The organism is Pseudomonas sp. MWU13-2517, assembly GCF_023242545.1.
GTDB lineage: Bacteria > Pseudomonadota > Gammaproteobacteria > Pseudomonadales > Pseudomonadaceae > Aquipseudomonas.
On record NZ_JALMFA010000003.1, the window covers coordinates 89,861 to 107,535 of the forward strand.

The following is a 17,675-nucleotide window of genomic DNA, read 5'->3' on the forward strand; positions in this document are numbered from 1 at the left end:
CGACACGTTCATGCACGGCCCCAAATTTCGCAGGAAAAATCCGAGAGCCCACCCACATTACTCAAGACAAAAGCACTTCCCGTGGCGAGGGAGCTTGCTCCCGTTGGACTGCGTAGCAGGCCCATTTTTGCGGCCGCTGCGCGGCCGAGCGGGAGCAAGCACCCTCACCACAGTGACAGCGTCGCGCTTTAACTGACTGAAGGGCCTCAGGCCTGCCCCATACTTTGATTCGTACAAGGCTTAAAAAAACAGAGCACGTCAGGCCAGGCCGGACTCGACCAGCAGCGCCTCCAGCCCCATCAAGTCCGGTACCTTCGCCACATGCTCCCCCACCTGCACCGCCGCCAACTCCAGGGGGCACAGCGGTACATCCACATAACTCAACTGGCTGTCGAGCTTGTACGAGCGGGGAATCCCCTGAATCACCATCGCAATGAACTTCAATGTCGGCCGCCCACCCAGCGTATTCAGCACCACGATCCGCGAGCGTTCGCTCGTGACGATGGCTTCACCGCACACCGCTTCAAAACTGATCAACGGCAACTGCCGATCACGCCAGCTGACTTGCCGCAAATACCACGGCGGTGCATCGCTGGCCGGTTCTCCGCGTTGGAAGTCGATGAGTTCGGCCACGGCGACGTTGGGCAGCACCAGATGGCGGTCCGCCAGGGGCAGCAGCAGGCCGGTGACTTGGCTGGCGCGGTGGTCAAGCATGGGACTTGCTCCAATAGGCGATGCTTTCCAGCAGCACCGACTCTTGATACGGCTTGCCGAGGTAGTCGTTGACGCCAATGGCCATGGCGCGGTCGCGGTGTTTCTGGCCGGTGCGCGAGGTGATCATGATGATCGGCAGGCGCATCAGACGCGGGTCGTTGCGCACCTGGATCGCCACTTCGAAGCCGTCCATGCGCGGCATTTCGATGTCGAGCAGCATCAGGTCCGGGGTGTGTTCATCGAGCACCGCAATGGCGTCGATGCCGTCCTTGGCGGTGAGCACGTTCATGCCGTTGCGCTCCAGCAGGCGACTGGTGACTTTGCGCACAGTGACCGAGTCGTCCACCACCAATACCAGCAGCGGGCGCTTTTTTTGCGGGTCGTTGAGCATCAGCGGGGCATCGACTACCTGGGCCGGCAAGGCCGGCTGCCGGGCGCGGATATGCGCGAGCAAGTCGATGATCAGCACCACGCGACCGTCACCCAGGATAGTCGCGCCGGACAAGCCCTGCACGCCTGCGAACTGTGGCCCCAGGCCCTTGACCACGATCTCTCGCGTACCGGCCATGGCATCCACATGCACCGCCACGTGACGTTCATTGCATTGCACCAGCAGCACCGGTACGGGCTGATATTGGCCGAGCAGCTTCGGGCGGGCGACGGTGTGCAACAGGTCGCCAAGGTAGAACAGTTCGTAGCGCTGGCCGGCGTATTCATAAAACGGCGGGTCTTGCTGATAGTGCCCGGCCAGCTCATGGGGCAGCACACGCACCAACCCTTCAATGGTGTTGAGCGGGATCGCGTATTGATCGTCGGCGCATTGCACCATCAGCGCGCGGTTGACCGATACGGTAAACGGCAGGCGAATACGAAAGTGCACGCCCATGCCCGGTGTCGAGTCGATCACCATCGAGCCGCCCAGCTGGCGCACTTCTTCATGCACCACGTCCATACCCACCCCGCGCCCGGAAATCTGTGTGATCTTTTCCGCGGTGGAAAAGCCTGGCTGCAGAATGAACTGCAACACATCGCGGTCGCTGATTTCCTGCTGAGGGGCGAGCAGGCCGCGCTTGATCGCCTTGCGTCGCACCGCGTCCAAGGGCACCCCGGCGCCGTCGTCGCGCATGTCGAAGACAATGTCGCCACCTTCGTGGGTCAGGTCCAGGGTGATGCGACCCTTTTCCGGCTTGCCGGCCGAAAGCCGCACCTCGCGGGACTCCAGGCCGTGGTCGACGGCGTTGCGCAACATGTGCTCCAGCGGCGCGACCATGCGTTCCAGCACGTTGCGGTCCATCTCGCCTTCAGCATTGCCGACCACAAATTCCACGTCCTTGCCCAACTCCTCCGCCACCTGCCGCACGATACGCTTGAGGCGCGGCAGCATGCGTTCAAACGGCACCATGCGCGTGCGCATCAAGCCTTCCTGCAACTCGGTGTTGATGCGTGCTTGTTGTTGCAACAGGTCGTAAGCGTCCTGATTGCGGCGGTCGAGGGTTTCCTTGAGGTCCAGCAGGTCGGACGCTGACTCGGACAGCGCCCGCGACAGCTGCTGCAATTGCGAATGGCGATCCATCTCCAACGGGTCGAATTCTTCATAGCCCAGGCGCTCAGCCTCGGCCTGCTGGCGGCTGAGGATGCGGCCCTGGGTTTCAGTGTCGAGGCGGCGCAACTGGTCGCGCATGCGCTCGATGGTGGTCTCCACCTCATTAAGGGCGATGCGCGCGTCATTGACTTGCTGCTCGATACGACCATGGAGGATCGAGGTTTCGCCGGCCAGGTTAACCAGATCGTCCAGCAGGTCGGCGGAGATTTTCACCATGTCCGCCGCCGGGTCGACGGCCGCTTCGGTCTTGCCGCCGGGCAAGGCGACCGCTACCAACGGTTCGTCGCCGGGTTGCACCAGGCTCTTGATGCGCCCGATGAGCTTGTCCACCGAACCCACCGGCAGCCCATCCGCTACGGCGTCGATCATCTGCGCCAGCCGGTCATGACAGCCTTGCAGTAACGCGAACAGCTCGGGGGACGGCGCCAGCTGGCCGGCGGATACCCCCTCGCAGAGAAACTCCAGCTCATGGGCCAGGTCGCCAATCGGCCCGATCTCGACCATGCGTGCGCCACCCTTGAGGGTATGCAGATCGCGCAGCAGGGTTTCGACTTCCTGACGATTATTCGGCTCGGCCTGCCAACGCGCCAGTGCACTGCAGGAGCTTTCGAGAATGTCGGCGGCCTCTTCGAGGAAGATATCCAGCAGTTCCGGGTCGGCGCCCTGGGTACGCGGCGCCGGGGCGGCAAGGGTCGCAGTACCGCCCTGGCGCAAGGCGCGCAGCTTGGCGACCAGTTCGGTACTGTCGCTCAAGGGCTGGTGGTGTTGCAGCTCTTCGAGTTGCAAGGCCAACCGTTCGTGGCAGGCCATCAGCACTTGGGACAGCTCGGTGGAATAACTGTAGCGGCGGTCCACCAGGCCTTCATAAAGGCCTTCCAGCTCATGCGCCAGGTCGCCGATCGGGCCTATTTCGGCCATGCGCGCCCCGCCCTTGAGGGTGTGCAAATCGCGTTGCAATGACGACAAGGGCGCGGCGCTGCCGGGCTCCAGCAACCAGCGTTTGAGGGACTGCCCGGCGCTGTCGAGGATGTCGACCGCTTCTTCCAGGAAGATCTCGACGAGCTCATCGTCCATGGCCGTGTCGTGATCCAGCTGTGCAGTCGCGGCGCCCAGTTCGGTAATACTCAAGGCGTGGCTGCCGTCACGTTTGATCAGGCCGGTGGCGGATGGGTCGAGGGCCTCATCCAGCAATTCGCGCAAGGCCTCGACCCGTGCCGGCGCCGGGCTGATTTCCTGGCCGGCGGCCAGTTGGTCGAGCATGTTGATCAGCGCTTCATGGGCCTGCTCGGCCTCTTGGAAAAACCGTTCGCTGACCGCCAGGCTGCTCTCTTCCACGGCGCCATACAGGTCGAGCAAGGCTTCGCAGAGTTCGTCGATACTGTGCAGGTCGGCGACGTGCGCGCCCTCGCCCAGGGTGGTCAACTCGTCCAGCAGCGCCGTCAGTTCCTGACGCTCGCCAGGATGCTGCTGCCAGCGACGCAACAGGTTTTCGGCGTCGAGCAGGATATCCATGCCCTGGGCCAGGAAGTTGCTGATCAGTTGCGGGTCGCGCTTGATACGCAGGCCGGTAGGTGCTTCGAGCAATGCCTGGAGTTGATGATCGAGCAGGCTTTGAATGCGGCCGATCAGCGCCTGCGCGCCTTTTATCGGCGCCAGGGGGTCGCTGTCCAAGGCGCTCAGCCCACGCTGAAACAAGCCTTCGGCTTCCAGCAGCAACTCCACCTCGTCCAGGTCCAACGGCAGGCGATGGGCTTTGTACTCACGGGTCAGGTGGTCAAGGGGGCGCGCCAGTTCGGCGATGGGCAGCACGCCGGCCATGTAGGCGCTGCCTTTGAGCGTGTGCAGGGCGCGTTGCAACTCATCGCTGACCTGCAGCGGCATGTGCTCGGAGGCTTGTTGCAGGAAGTGGTTGAGGCTGTCCAGATGGCTCTGGGCCTCGTTGCGGAAGATTTCCAGCAACATAGGGTCATGGGGCCTGGCGCCGCTGGCCAGGGCATGGGCGCGGGCGGCCAGGGCGTCGACTTCATCGCGCTGGCGCTGCTCGTCGTTGGCGAAATCGGCGACCAATGTCGGCAACAGGGCCACCGCCTCATCCAGTACCTGTTGCACTTCAATGCCAGGGGCCACGCTGCGTTCCAGCACGCGATTGAGCAGGTTTTCCACCGCCCAGGCCAGCTCGGCGAGTACCAGGGCGCGCACCATGCGACCGCTGCCCTTGAGGGTGTGGAAGGCACGGCGCATTTCGCCCTGGGCGGTTTTGTCGGCACTGTCCGGCAGATGGCGATGCAGCACGTCGAGCACTTCGTCGACTTCTTCGAGGAAGACCTCGCGCAGCTCATCGTCAATCGGCTCTTCGTCGGCCGGCGGCGGCAGCAAGCTACCGGGACGGTGCAGGGCCGGCGGGTTCAAGCGCGAGGCAGGGTTGGCCAACGCATCGAACTGAGACTGGCTGGAGATGTTCTCGGCCGACAATGCCCCATCGGGCGCGACCAGCGCCTGGCGCCAAGGCTTTTCGGCAGGCAGGTAGCCGAGCGCGGCAAGGCCTTGGGTCGCCAGCTCCAGCACCCGTTCACCCGAAGCATCAGGATCCTGGAGCATGCGTTCCAGGTAGTACTCCAGGCTGCTGATCACCTCGGCAAAGTACCCCAGCTGCGCCTCGGAGGGTGGGCTGTCGCTGACCATCAACTGTTCATCGACGTAATTCGAGCAACCTCGCATCAGGCTGGCCGCCCGCGGCAGGGGAATCATCGCCAGCGCACCGCGCACCTGGCTCAACAGTTGCGGCAGCGACTCGAGGCGCTGGCGATCCCAGTGGGCTTCGATGCAGTCGATGACCAGTTCCTGGGCTTGCCTCAGGCATTGGCAGGATTCGCGAATCACCAGTTGGTGAATCTGCGTCAGGTCGGTCGTGGGCAGACGGCTTTCTTCGCGGCTTTGCGGTTCCACGGTGCCAACCATACCCGCCAGTGTGGCTTCGACGTACAGCAAGGCGCCGGCAACGTCCATCAACACCGCGTCGTTGGGTTCGCGCTGGCCTTGAACAAGACTGAGTACCACGGCCAGTTGATCGATGATCACCTTTCGCGGCTGGCCGAAACCCAGTACGGCCAGGGTATCGGCAATCTGGCGCAGCGGCCCCAGCAACGCATCGAGGTCACTGGTGTGTTGGCGGTCGCTGCGCACGAACAGATCCAGACGCTCCTTGACCCGCACCAGCTCTTCACACAAAGCGCCGAGCACCGACCCCATGCCGTCGCGATCCGGCCCGGCCAGGCGCGCGCGCTCGGCGTCGACCACGGCGCTGTCGGGCAAGGCTTCGTCCAGGCCGTAGCGTTCCTTGAGGCTTTGCATACGCGGCGTCGGCCGGGTGACCTTGGCCACGTAGAACAGCAGGCTCTTGAGCAGGTCATCCGGCGCCGGCTGGTTGATCCCGGCGATGCCCTGGGCCAGCAGGCGCTTGAGTTGTTTGTCACTGGCCTTGAGCAGGCTGCGCAAGGCCGGGCTGTTGGCGATCACACCGGTGAGCATGCCTTCGACCAGCGCCGAAGTAACTTGCCACAACGGCAATAGCGGCGCGCCCTGGCACAACGCTTCGAGGCGCGCGAAGACGCGTGCCATGTCCACCAGGTTGCTGGGGCCGTGATCCTCACGCAGCAGGCCGGCCAAGGCTTGTTGCAGCAGTTGGTGCCACTGGCGCAGTTGCTCGTGAAGCTCAGGCGGAGCACGTTGCGCCAGGACCTCATCGGGCAACGGTGCAATCGTCAGCAGTTGCGGGCTGAACAGGCTGGTTTCCGACAGCAGGCTTTCACCGCGCGCACTGCGCAGGTCGTTGAGCAGCGGCAACACCACCAGTGGCAGGTCACGACGGGCGCTATGGACGCGGTCCAGATACAACGGCAATTGGCCAAGGGCCTGTTGCAGCAGGCGAATGCTTTCATCACGCTGGCTGACACGCCCGGCCTGGAACGCCAGGGCCAGCTCTTCGAGCTCTTCGGCGAGCAAGGCGGCACCGTAGAATTCGACCATTTGCAGCGCGCCATGCACTTGGTGAATGCCGGCCAGGCACTCGTCGATCGTGTCGCCGTCGCCGGTTTCGACAAACGCGTCCAGCGCAGAACGAGCCTGTTTCAAGGTTTCGGCAATGTCGCCCTTGACCCATTCGAGGGCCACGTAGTCGTGCCGATCAACCATAACTGCTCCGCTTAGAATTCATGAATTGCTGGTGTTGCCAGGATTTCGACAGCCATGGAGAGCCCGTGTGGAAAGGGCCAAGCCCTCCCACGTGTCGGCTGCATTTCAATCATCGACCTGTTTGGCGGCGGGCAAAGTGAAACCCGACACCGAGCGCCGCAATTGACTGGCCATTTTTGCCAGGTTACCAATGCTTTCAGCGGTGGCGGTGGAGCCCGACGACGTCTGGGTGGTGATCTGTTGGATCACATTCATGGTCAGGGAAATCTGCCCCGCCGACGACGTCTGCTGCTGCGCCGCATTGGAGATGCTCTGAATCAGCGCTGCCAGGGTCTTCGACACACCTTCGATCTCTTCCAGCGCCACCCCGGCGTCATGGGCCAGCCGCGCGCCGCGTACTACTTCGGTGGTGGTCTGTTCCATGGAGATCACCGCTTCGTTGGTGTCGGCCTGGATCGCCCGCACCAGGGTTTCGATTTGCCGCGTCGCTGCCGACGACCGCTCGGCCAGCCGTTGCACTTCATCGGCCACCACCGCAAACCCGCGCCCGGCATCACCGGCCATGCTCGCCTGGATCGCAGCGTTGAGGGCGAGGATGTTGGTCTGGTCGGCGATGTCATCGATCAGGCTGACAATATCGCCGATTTCCTGGGACGACTCGCCCAGGCGCTTGATGCGCTTGGCGGTGTCCTGGATCTGCTCGCGAATGTTGTCCATCCCGTGGATGGTGTTATGCACCACCTCGTTGCCCTTGTTGGCGATCTCCACCGAGCGCTCCGCTACCGCCGAGGATTCGGCGGCGTTGGCCGACACCTGATCGATGGATTGGGCCATCTGCTTGATCGCGGTGGACGCCTCGGCGATCTGCTGGGCCTGATGTTCCGAGGCTTGGGCCAGGTGCATGGCAGTGGCCTGGGTGTCCTGCACCGCACCGGCGACTTGCCCGGCAGTGAGGTTGATAGTGGCTACCAGGTCGCGCAATTGGTCCACGGAGTAGTTGATGGAGTCGGCAATGGTGCCGGTGAAATCCTCGGTCACCGAGGCGGTGACGGTCAGGTCGCCGTCGGCCAAATCTTCGATTTCGTCGAGCAGGCGCATGATCGCGTTCTGGTTGCGCTCGTTTTTCTCGGCGGTCTCATGCAGTTGTCGGTTGGTTTCGCGCACCATCACCAAGCCGATCAGGATGATCGAGGCCAGCGCCAGCAGGCCCAGCACGTAGCCGCCAATGGTGTCGAGGCTGCGCCCGCCGGCGAGGTTTTCAAACCCGGTGGCCAGGTGCGAGGCTTCATCGAGCAGGGTTTGCGAGAGGTTGAAGATATTGCTGGCCGAAGCACGCACCTGGAACAGTTGCGGCGAGGTTTCAAGGATCTCATCCACGGAGCCTGAGACGAACTCGAACAGCTCGGCAATTTCCGCCAGCCGCGCCCGGGCGTCGTGGTCCTCGACCTGGCTGATGCGCAAGCCGGGGTTGCCCTGGAGCATGCCATTGAGTACCTCGCCGAAACGATTGGCATCACGGCCAAAGGCATCGGCGGCCTGTACCGAGGTATCGTCACCGGCCAGCACCGTATTCACCGCGCCCAGGATACGTTCAGCCAGCAGCGACTGGCGCTGAGCCAACACCACCTGGCTGGCCGGGGCGCCGCGTTGCAGAAGGATGTCGACGACCTTTTCCGACTCCATCTGCAACTGTGGCACAGTCTCGGCCAGGGTCGCGGCCACTTGGTGCAGGGACAATACGGTCTGTTCGCTGGCAAGGATCGCGTCGGTGTTTTTCAGCAGCGCTTCCCAGTCGGTCTGCACCGCGCGCATTTCGGCGTGCACCGCGTGGGGCGCCGCCGGCAGGCCGGTTTGCGGATCACCTTTTTTCAGGTAACCCCAGCGCTGGGCAAAGTCGTTGCGCGCATCGCCCAGCAGCTTGAACGCCGCCGCCTTGCCGGCAGCGGCTTCGGTGGCGTTCTTGGCGATACGCTGGGACAGCACGCGCAATTCACCGGCGTGGCCGATGTATTGCTTGTCGTAGGTGGACTGGGTGTTGAGGTACGCGAAGTTGGCAAACAGCAGCATGATGAACACGATCAACGCGATAAACAGCACGATGATCTGTGAACGGCTGCGCGACCCAGCCTCGGGTTTGGGGGTGGTGACGGTGGTCATGCGGCAACATCCATGAAACCTGGGGCCTGGGCCAAAGCGAATGGGCTGAAAACCTGCCACACCGGGTCGCCGTCGAACTGGCCCTGGATAAATGGCGCGCCGGGGTTGGCACTTGCCATTAATGCGTCTTGCGCGAAATGCTGCATGCCCACCACCTCGTCCACCAGCAGCCCGACAAACAGGTCGTTGAACTCCACCACCAGCACGCGTCGCTGCCTGGGCGCCGGGGACCGCTCAAGGCCGAGGAACCCACCCAGATCCATCACCGGCAGCAGGCGCCCGCGCAGGTTGGCCACGCCCTTGACCCAGGGTTTGACCCCAGGCATCAAGGTGCAACGCGGCTCATGCAACACCTCGGCGACTTCGCCCATGGGCGCCACATACCCATTTGCTCCCACGCGAAAGGCGATCCCGCTCCAGCGCTGCTGGCGGGCTTCCTGGGACGGCAGGTCGGCGGCCAGCAGGCGGCAGCGGCGGTCGATGTCCAGCAGCAATTCGAAGGCGGTTTGCGACTCGGTCATGATGGTGAACCGTCAGCCGGCCAGCACCTTGTTCAGGGTGGCGATCAGAGTGTCTTCATCCACCGGCTTGGTCAGGTAATCCTTGGCGCCCTGGCGCGCGCCCCAGATCTTGTCGGTTTCCTGATCCTTGGTGGTGATGATGATGATCGGGATACCGTTGGTTTCCGGTTCCTTGGACAACTGACGGGTGGCCTGGAAGCCATTGAGGCCCGGCATCACGATGTCCATCAGTACGGCGTCGGGTTTTTCCTGGCGGGCCAGGGCCACGCCGTCCGCGCCGTTTTCGGCTTTCAGTACCTGATGACCGTGCTTTTCCAGCATGCCGGTCAGTTTGTACATTTCGGTCGGCGAATCGTCGACGATCAGAACACGTGCCATGGTTTTCCCCATTATTCTGGTGGATGCCGGCCCTTATGGGGCGGTATCAGTGTGCTTGTTCCACTGCAGCGAAGTCAGGCACGTAGGCCTTGATCGCGCTCAGTAGTTCTTCCTTGCTGAAAGGTTTGGTCAAAAACTGATCGACACCCACGATACGCCCCTTGGCCTTGTCGAACAGGCCATCCTTGGAGGACAGCATGATCACCGGGATCGACTTGAATACCGGGTTGTTCTTCACCAGTGCGCAGGTCTGATAGCCATCCAGGCGCGGCATCATGATGTCGACAAAGATAATGTGCGGGTGATGATCCACAATCCGCGCCAGGGCATCAAAACCGTCGATGGCGGTGATGACCTCGCACCCCACGTTCTTCAACAGGGTTTCGGCGGTGCGGCGGATCGTTTTCGAATCGTCGATCACCATCACTCTCAAGGCGTGGGAATGCTGTTCCATATCTGCTCTACCATCGCCACAGCGAATCGGTTTTCGGTGTGTACTGCCTGATGTTGCACAGGATGAACGCCACAAGCCTTGGAATTGGAGGGCTGCTGCGTCGTGGCAGTCTTTTTAGCACAGTCTCATGGCGCAATCTATCGAGCGGCCCGCCCAGTGGTTTTTCCTTGACCCACAACAGCCGCAGCGCCACTCTGACGCCACTTTTATGCGCCCTTATTTGCTAGAGGAAATCCCCCATGAGCGTTCGCGTCGGCATTGTCATGGACCCTATCGCCAGCATTTCCTATAAAAAGGACAGCTCGCTGGCCATGCTCCTGGCCGCCCAGGCCCGCGGCTGGACACTGTTCTATATGGAGCAGCGCGACCTTTACCAGGGCGACGGCGAAGCCCGCGCACGCATGCGCCCGCTGCAGGTATTTGCCAACCCGCAGAAGTGGTTCGAACTCGAGGACGAAATCGACAGCCCGCTGAGCGATCTGGATGTGATCCTGATGCGCAAGGATCCGCCGTTCGACATGGAATTCGTCTATTCCACCTACCTGCTGGAGCAGGCCGAACGCGCCGGCGTGCTGATCGTCAACAAGCCTCAGAGCCTGCGCGACTGCAACGAAAAGCTCTTCGCCACGCTGTTCCCACAGTGCACGCCGCCGACCGTCGTCAGCCGTCGCGCCGATGTGTTGCGTGAGTTCGCCGCCAAGCACGGTGACGTGATCCTCAAGCCGCTGGACGGCATGGGCGGCACCTCGATCTTCCGCCACCGCGCCGGCGACCCGAACCTGTCGGTGATCCTGGAAACCCTGACCGCCCTGGGCACCCAGCAGATCATGGGCCAAGCCTATCTGCCAGCGATCAAGGACGGCGACAAGCGCATCCTGATGATCGACGGCGAGCCGGTGGATTACTGCCTGGCGCGTATCCCGGCAGCGGGCGAGACACGCGGCAACCTGGCGGCCGGGGGGCGTGGTGAAGCGCGACCGCTGTCGGACAAGGACCGCTGGATTGCAGCCCAGGTCGGCCCAACCCTGCGCGAAAAGGGCCTGCTCTTCGTAGGGCTGGATGTAATCGGTGAGAACCTCACCGAAATCAACGTCACCAGCCCGACCTGCATTCGCGAGATCGACAATGCTTTCGGCACCAATATCGGTGAAATGCTGATGGCCGTAATTGCTGCGAAGCTGCAAGTTGCAAGCTCCAAGCCTCAAGTTTGAACGTAGCTGCAAGCGCCAAGCCTCAAGTTTAAAGGCAAACTGCTTTTAGCTTGCAGCTTGTAACTTGTCGCTTGAAGCTAAAAACCAACATTGCGCTATCATGCCGAACCACGAAACACGCGATGTTGGTTTTTTATGCCCTCTCCGTCCAATCTGCCCCCCGAACTCTCCCACAGCGGCGTGCGCCCGGCTGATCGGCTCGGATTTACCCTGTTCCTCGCGGCATTGGTCCACCTCGCATTGCTCCTCGGCCTGGGCTTCACCTTCGCCGAACCCAAGCAGATCACCAAGACCCTGGAAATCACCCTCGCTACGTTCAAGAGCGAGAAAAAGCCCGAGAAGGCGGACTTTCTCGCGCAGGAAAACCAGCAAGGCAGTGGCACCCTGGACAAGAAAGCGGTGCCCAAGACCACTGAAGTGGCGCCGTTCCAGGACAACAAGGTGAATAAAGTCACCCCGCCGCCAGCGCCCAAGCCCGAGGTCAAGCAAGCCACCCCCAAGGCGGCCGTGACCACTGTCGCACCCAAACCGCAAAAAGCCCCGGCCCAGCGTGAGAAAACCAAGACCGAGCCGCAACCCGAACCGGTGAAACCGGCGCCGACGTTCGACAGCTCGCAACTCTCCGATCAGATTTCCAGCCTGGAAGCCGAACTGGCCAACGAACAACAGCTATACGCCAAGCGCCCACGCATCTATCGCTTGAACGCTGCCTCGACCATGCGCGACAAAGGCGCCTGGTATAAGGACGAGTGGCGCAAGAAGGTCGAACGTATTGGCAACCTCAATTACCCGGATGAGGCACGGCGCCAGCAGATCTATGGCAATTTGCGTTTGCTGGTGTCGATCAATCGCGACGGTACGCTCTATGAGGTGCAAGTGCTGGAGTCATCCGGCCAGCCCCTGCTCGATCAGGCCGCCCAGCGCATCGTGCGCCTGGCCGCACCGTTTGCGCCGTTCAGCGGCGACCTGAACGACGTGGACCGCCTGGAAATCATCCGCACCTGGAAGTTCGCCAGGGGGGATCGGCTGTCGAGCAATTGACGACAATTGCCACCTGTGGCACATCACCAGCTTGTCAGTTCGCCCCTCCACCGCCACACTATCGAACATGAAAAACGTCAGCCCGACCTACCTCAAGCACCAATTCCTGATCGCCATGCCCCATATGGCCGACCCGAACTTTGCGCAGACCTTGACCTATATCGTCGAGCACACGGCCAATGGTGCAATGGGGCTGGTGATCAACCGCCCGCAAGAGCTGAACCTGGCGGATATCCTCGAGCAACTGCGTCCGGAGGTCGACCCGCCGGCCCGTTGCCAGGGCGTACCGATCTACATCGGCGGGCCGGTGCAGACCGAGCGTGGTTTTGTATTGCACCCGACCGGACCGAAGTTCCAGGCCACGGTGGATCTGGACGGTGTGTCGCTGTCCACCTCCCAGGACGTGTTGTTCGCCATCGCCGACGGCGTCGGGCCTGAGCAAAGTGTGATCACCCTCGGTTATGCCGGCTGGGAAGCAGGGCAACTGGAGGCGGAATTGGCCAGCAACGCCTGGCTGACGTGCCCCTTCGACGCCGAAATCCTGTTCAACACCCCCAGTGAACTGCGCCTGGAAGCGGCCGCGGCCAAGTTGCGGGTCAACCTCAACCTGCTGACCAGCCAGGCGGGGCACGCCTGATGGCTTTGCGTCTGATCCTCGGTTTTGACTACGGCACCAAACAGATCGGCGTAGCGGTCGGCCAGGTGATTACCGGCCAGGCCCGCGAGCTGTGCACCTTGAAAGCCCAGAACGGCGTACCGGACTGGAACCAGGTCGAAGCGCTGATCAAGGAGTGGAAGCCCGACGCCGTCGTGGTCGGCCTGCCCTTGAACATGGACGGCACCCCGAGCGACATGTGCCTGCGCGCCGAAAAGTTCGCCCGCCGCCTCAATGGCCGCTACAACCTGCCTTTCTATACCCACGACGAGCGCCTGACCACCTTCGAGGCCAAGGGCGAGCGCAGAGACCGTGGCGGGCAGAAAGGCAGCTACCGCGACAATCCTGTGGACGCCATCGCCGCCGCCTTGCTGTTGCAGGGGTGGCTGGACGAAAACACCGCTTTATTTGAATCCTGACTGACGCGGCTTGCCGCGTCTTTTTACGTTTGAGCCCGGACCTTGCCAGCGCGAGGCCTAGAAGGAGCACCCATGAGCCTGCCCAATCCCGCCGAACTGATCAGCCAGATGGCGACGAGTCTTACCGCCCATCTGCAACACCGCGCCATCAGCGAGCCGCGCTTCATCGGCATCCGCACCGGCGGTGTCTGGGTGGCCCAGGCGTTGCTCGAAGCACTGGGCAGCGACTCGCCGCTCGGCACGCTGGATGTGTCCTTCTACCGCGACGACTTCAGCCAGAACGGCCTGCACCCGCAAGTGCGCCCTTCGGCCCTGCCGTTCGAGATCGAAGGCCAGCACCTGGTGTTGATCGACGATGTGCTGATGAGCGGCCGTACCATCCGCGCCGCCATGAACGAATTGTTCGACTACGGTCGCCCAGCCAGCGTGACGCTGGTGTGCCTGCTGGACCTGGACGCTGGCGAATTGCCGATCAGCCCGGACGTGGTCGGCGCCACACTGTCGCTGCAAGCCCACCAACGGGTAAAATTGTCCGGTCCCACGCCGCTCGAACTCGAACTGCAAGACCTCGCCCTTTAAACCGCCTTGTAAAGAGTCCCCGCGATGACGCCTCTAGATGCCAAGCGCCCGCTGCAGCTCAATGCTCAGGGCCAGTTGCAACACTTCCTGTCCCTCGATGGTTTGCCCTGCGAACTGCTCACCGAAATCCTCGACACGGCCGACTCGTTTCTCGAAGTCGGTGGCCGGGCGGTGAAGAAGGTCCCACTGCTGCGCGGCAAAACCATCTGCAACGTGTTCTTCGAGAACTCCACCCGCACCCGCACCACCTTTGAGCTGGCAGCCCAACGGCTGTCGGCCGACGTGATCACGCTGAACGTGTCCACCTCGTCGGCGAGCAAGGGCGAGACCCTGCTCGACACCCTGCGCAACCTCGAAGCCATGGCCGCCGACATGTTCGTGGTACGCCATGGCGACTCGGGCGCCGCGCACTTCATCGCCGAACACGTATGCCCGCAAGTGGCGATCATCAACGGCGGCGACGGCCGCCACGCCCACCCGACCCAGGGCATGCTCGACATGCTGACCATCCGTCGGCACAAGGGCAGCTTTGAAAACCTCTCGGTAGCGATCGTCGGTGACATCCTGCATTCGCGGGTCGCGCGCTCGAACATGCTGGCGTTGAAAACCCTGGGTTGCCCGGACATCCGCGTGATCGCCCCGAAAACCCTGCTGCCCATCGGTATCGAGCAGTACGGCGTGAAGGTCTACACCGACATGACCGAAGGGCTCAAGGATGTGGACGTAGTGATCATGCTGCGCCTGCAACGCGAGCGCATGGCCGGTGGCCTGCTGCCCAGCGAAGGCGAGTTCTACCGCCTGTTCGGCCTGACCACTGCCCGCCTCGCCGGCGCCAAGCCGGACGCCATTGTGATGCACCCGGGCCCGATCAACCGCGGCGTGGAGATTGAGTCGGCGGTGGCCGACGGTCCGCAGTCGGTGATCTTGAACCAGGTGACCTACGGCATCGCGGTCCGCATGGCCGTACTGTCCATGGCCATGAGCGGGCAAACCGCACAACGTCAATTCGAGCAGGAGAAGGCCCAGTGAAGCTCAGCATTCTCGGCGCCCGCGTCATCGATCCTGCCAGCGGCCTGGATCAATTTACCGATCTTCACCTGGACGCCGGCAAGATCATCGCCATCGGTGCCGCGCCCAGTGGTTTCACCGCCCAGGAGACCATCGACGCCAAGGGCCTGGTGGCCGCACCTGGCCTGGTGGACCTGAACGTCGCCCTGCGCGAGCCGGGCTACAGCCGCAAAGGCAACATCACCAGCGAAACCCGCGCCGCCGCCGCCGGTGGCGTGACCAGCCTGTGCTGCCCGCCGAACACCCGGCCGGTGCTGGACACCTCGGCCGTGACCGAGCTGATCCTCGACCGTGCCCGCGAAGCCGGCAACTGCAAAGTGTTCCCCATCGGCGCTCTGAGCAAGGGCCTGGACGGTGAGCAACTCGCCGAGCTGATCGCACTGCGCGACGCCGGTTGCGTGGCCTTCGGCAATGGCCTGGAAAGCTTTCGCAGCACGCGCACGTTGTTACGCGCCCTGGAATACGCGGCCACCTTCGACCTGACGGTGATTTTCCACTCCCAGGACCATGACCTGGCCGAAGGCGGTTTGGCCCATGAAGGTGCCGTCGCCAGCTTCCTCGGTTTGCCCGGCATTCCGGAAACCGCCGAAACCGTGGCACTGGCCCGTGACCTGTTGTTGGTGGAGCAAAGCGGAGTGCGCGCGCACTTCAGCCAACTGACCAGCGCACGCGGCGTCGCCCTGATCGCCCAGGCCCAGGCCCGTGGCTTGCCGGTGACGGCGGATGTGGCGCTGTATCAATTGATCCTGACGGATGAGGCGTTGATCGATTTCTCCAGCCTGTATCACGTGCAACCACCCCTGCGCACTCGTGCCGACCGTGAAGGTTTGCGTGCGGCGGTGAAATCCGGTGTGGTGTCGGCGATCTCCAGCCATCACCAACCCCATGAGCGCGATGCCAAACTGGCACCCTTTGGTGCGACAGAGCCTGGCATCAGCAGCGTCGAATTGCTGCTGCCGCTGGCAATGACGTTAGTCGACGAAGGTTTGCTCGACTTGCCGACATTGCTGGCACGCCTGAGCTCAGGCCCGGCCCAGGCCCTGCGCTTGCCGGCGGGCAAATTGGCGGTGGGTTCGGCGGCTGATCTGGTGCTGTTTGACTTGGCCAATTCCACGGTGGCCGGGGAGCACTGGTTGTCCAAGGGTGAAAACTGCCCGTTCATCGGCCATAGCCTGCCGGCGACCGTGCGTTACACCCTGGTGGATGGGCGCATCAGCTACCAGGCTTGATACCGCTCTGAAGCAAGCACAGTAAGTGTGGGAGCGGGCTTGCTCGCGAAGGCGGTGGATCAGTCACGAAGATGTCGACTGGCACACTGCCTTCGCGGCAAGCCCGCTCCCACATTTGGTTTTTGTATCTACCTGCAGACTCAGCGGCCGCCATTGCGCTCCGCATTGCGGATGGAAATCTGGGTGTTCAACGTCCAGAAGTCATACAGCACCCCCACCAGGAACAAACCACCGGTCAGCAGGTAGATCAGGCCGGTGATCCATTTGCCCTGGTACATGCGATGCAAGCCGAACACACCCAGGAACGCCAGCAGTACCCAGGCCACGTTGTATTCGATGGGCCCGGCGGTAAAACGCAGGTCGGCTTCACGGTCCATGGCCGGGATCAGGAACAGGTCGATCAGCCAGCCGATACCCAGCAGGCCGAAGGTGAAAAACCAGATCGTACCGGTGACCGGTTTGCCGTAATAGAAGCGATGGGCACCGGTAAAACCGAAAATCCAAAGCAGGTAGCCAATCACCTTGCTGTGCGTGTCTTGCTGCGAAACATCCTGTTGATAGGTGTTCATGAAGGACCTCTTTTGCCTCGATAGATAAATTTTTTCACTTTCTTTGTGACTTTTTTACGGGCGCCCGACGTACGGCAAATGGTATCTTCCCTCCCCTCAAAGCCTTGTACCGCCTGACTTGTGTAGGACAATTGCGATAAAACGTCGCGCTTTTCCTGCATTTGACCCCAGGGTTCAGTCGACAAACGGCCTGAGAACAGCACAAAAAGCTGTTATAAAGTTGCGCGCAAACCCATATGAGCCACGCCTAATGCGACCATTTTTCAAGACATGGCTAACCATTTGCCTATTAATGCCACTGGCCGCCCACGCCACCAATCGTGAGCAACGACTTCCTAACGTCAACGGTTTCACCCCTAAAGTTCACAGCACACCCAGCACTGCCAAGTCGGCAAAGCTGACCGTCAACCGCCCGACTCAAGTGAGCAAGGCCCACGGTAAAGCGCTTCACCCCCAGTTGGCCGTCAACGCCAAGCAAAGCAGTACCGTTCTCAGCCGTGCCGTCAACGTGCTTGGTACTCCTTATCGTTGGGGCGGCAGCAGCCCAAGTAAAGGGTTCGACTGCAGTGGTTTGGTGAAATATGCGTTTAATGACGTCAAAGCGGTGGATTTGCCACGCACTTCCAACGCCATGGCCGCCGGCCACGGGTTGAAAGTCGACCGCAAGGATCTGAAACCGGGCGACCTGTTGTTCTTCAAACTCAAGAGCCGCCAGGTCAATCACGTCGCCATCTACCTGGGCAACGACCGTTTCATCCATGCACCGCGTCGTGGCAAGTCGGTCAGCATCGACACGCTGAAAAAGCCGTTCTGGGACAAGAACTACGTGATCGCCAAGCGGGTTCTGCCCAAAGAGCAGAACACCTTGCGGGTAGTCCAGCGCTGA

15 protein-coding genes are annotated in these 17,675 nt (G+C 62.1%); 8 read left to right on the forward strand and 7 right to left on the reverse strand.

Annotation, left to right across the window (positions count from 1 at the left end):
• Positions 1-258: 258 nt before the first annotated feature.
• The 6 genes from M5B97_RS05435 to pilG all read right to left on the reverse strand — a co-directional run bounded on the left by M5B97_RS05435 (position 259) and on the right by pilG (position 10,018).
• Complete coding sequence (locus M5B97_RS05435; protein WP_123717181.1) at positions 259-714, reverse strand: chemotaxis protein CheW; 456 nt, start codon at positions 712-714, stop codon at positions 259-261.
• Positions 707-6,508 (reverse strand): Hpt domain-containing protein, encoded by a 5,802-nt coding sequence (locus M5B97_RS05440; protein WP_248730950.1) that lies wholly within the window; start codon positions 6,506-6,508, stop codon positions 707-709. The genes M5B97_RS05435 and M5B97_RS05440 overlap by 8 nt, the downstream gene beginning before the upstream one ends.
• Positions 6,509-6,613: 105 nt before the next feature.
• A complete protein-coding gene (locus tag M5B97_RS05445; RefSeq protein ID WP_134659174.1) occupies positions 6,614-8,665 on the reverse strand; it encodes a methyl-accepting chemotaxis protein in 2,052 nt (683 codons plus the stop codon).
• The gene (locus tag M5B97_RS05450; RefSeq protein ID WP_134659176.1) at positions 8,662-9,186 is read right to left on the reverse strand and encodes a chemotaxis protein CheW; all 525 of its coding nucleotides are present in this window, start codon (positions 9,184-9,186) and stop codon (positions 8,662-8,664) included. Before M5B97_RS05450 ends, M5B97_RS05445 begins: the two co-directional genes overlap by 4 nt.
• 12 nt (positions 9,187-9,198) lie before the next feature.
• Positions 9,199-9,564, reverse strand: a complete 366-nt coding sequence (pilH, locus tag M5B97_RS05455) for a twitching motility response regulator PilH (protein WP_003234583.1) — start codon at positions 9,562-9,564, stop codon at positions 9,199-9,201.
• Between the two features lie 46 nt (positions 9,565-9,610).
• Entirely contained in the window at positions 9,611-10,018 is a 408-nt protein-coding gene (gene pilG / locus M5B97_RS05460; protein WP_134659178.1) for a twitching motility response regulator PilG, read from the reverse strand.
• A 239-nt stretch (positions 10,019-10,257) separates the two neighbouring features.
• On the opposite strand from pilG, the gene gshB reads away from it, so the two are divergent.
• The 7 genes from gshB (at position 10,258) to M5B97_RS05495 (ending at position 16,220) form a co-directional block, all read left to right on the forward strand.
• Positions 10,258-11,229, forward strand: a complete 972-nt coding sequence (gene gshB / locus M5B97_RS05465) for a glutathione synthase (RefSeq protein ID WP_123717177.1) — start codon at positions 10,258-10,260, stop codon at positions 11,227-11,229.
• 135 nt (positions 11,230-11,364) lie between these two features.
• Positions 11,365-12,270, forward strand: a complete 906-nt coding sequence (locus M5B97_RS05470) for an energy transducer TonB (protein ID WP_134659180.1) — start codon at positions 11,365-11,367, stop codon at positions 12,268-12,270.
• 67 nt (positions 12,271-12,337) lie between these two features.
• Entirely contained in the window at positions 12,338-12,907 is a 570-nt protein-coding gene (locus M5B97_RS05475; protein ID WP_123717176.1) for a YqgE/AlgH family protein, read from the forward strand.
• Positions 12,907-13,344: a Holliday junction resolvase RuvX gene (gene ruvX / locus M5B97_RS05480; RefSeq protein WP_003195067.1), complete on the forward strand. Its 438-nt coding sequence runs from the start codon at positions 12,907-12,909 to the stop codon at positions 13,342-13,344. The genes M5B97_RS05475 and ruvX overlap by 1 nt, the downstream gene beginning before the upstream one ends.
• A 72-nt stretch (positions 13,345-13,416) precedes the next feature.
• The gene (pyrR, locus tag M5B97_RS05485) at positions 13,417-13,923 is read left to right on the forward strand and encodes a bifunctional pyr operon transcriptional regulator/uracil phosphoribosyltransferase PyrR (RefSeq protein ID WP_025857711.1); all 507 of its coding nucleotides are present in this window, start codon (positions 13,417-13,419) and stop codon (positions 13,921-13,923) included.
• Between the two features lie 24 nt (positions 13,924-13,947).
• Positions 13,948-14,952 (forward strand): aspartate carbamoyltransferase catalytic subunit, encoded by a 1,005-nt coding sequence (locus tag M5B97_RS05490; protein ID WP_123717175.1) that lies wholly within the window; start codon positions 13,948-13,950, stop codon positions 14,950-14,952.
• Positions 14,949-16,220, forward strand: a complete 1,272-nt coding sequence (locus M5B97_RS05495) for a dihydroorotase (RefSeq protein WP_248730951.1) — start codon at positions 14,949-14,951, stop codon at positions 16,218-16,220. The genes M5B97_RS05490 and M5B97_RS05495 overlap by 4 nt, the downstream gene beginning before the upstream one ends.
• Before the next feature lie 140 nt (positions 16,221-16,360).
• On the opposite strand, the gene M5B97_RS05500 is transcribed toward M5B97_RS05495, so the two are convergent.
• Positions 16,361-16,789, reverse strand: coding sequence for a TM2 domain-containing protein (locus M5B97_RS05500; RefSeq protein ID WP_123717173.1), 429 nt, complete (start codon positions 16,787-16,789; stop codon positions 16,361-16,363).
• A 250-nt stretch (positions 16,790-17,039) separates the two neighbouring features.
• On the opposite strand from M5B97_RS05500, the gene M5B97_RS05505 reads away from it, so the two are divergent.
• Positions 17,040-17,675, forward strand: a complete 636-nt coding sequence (locus M5B97_RS05505; RefSeq protein WP_134659184.1) for a C40 family peptidase — start codon at positions 17,040-17,042, stop codon at positions 17,673-17,675.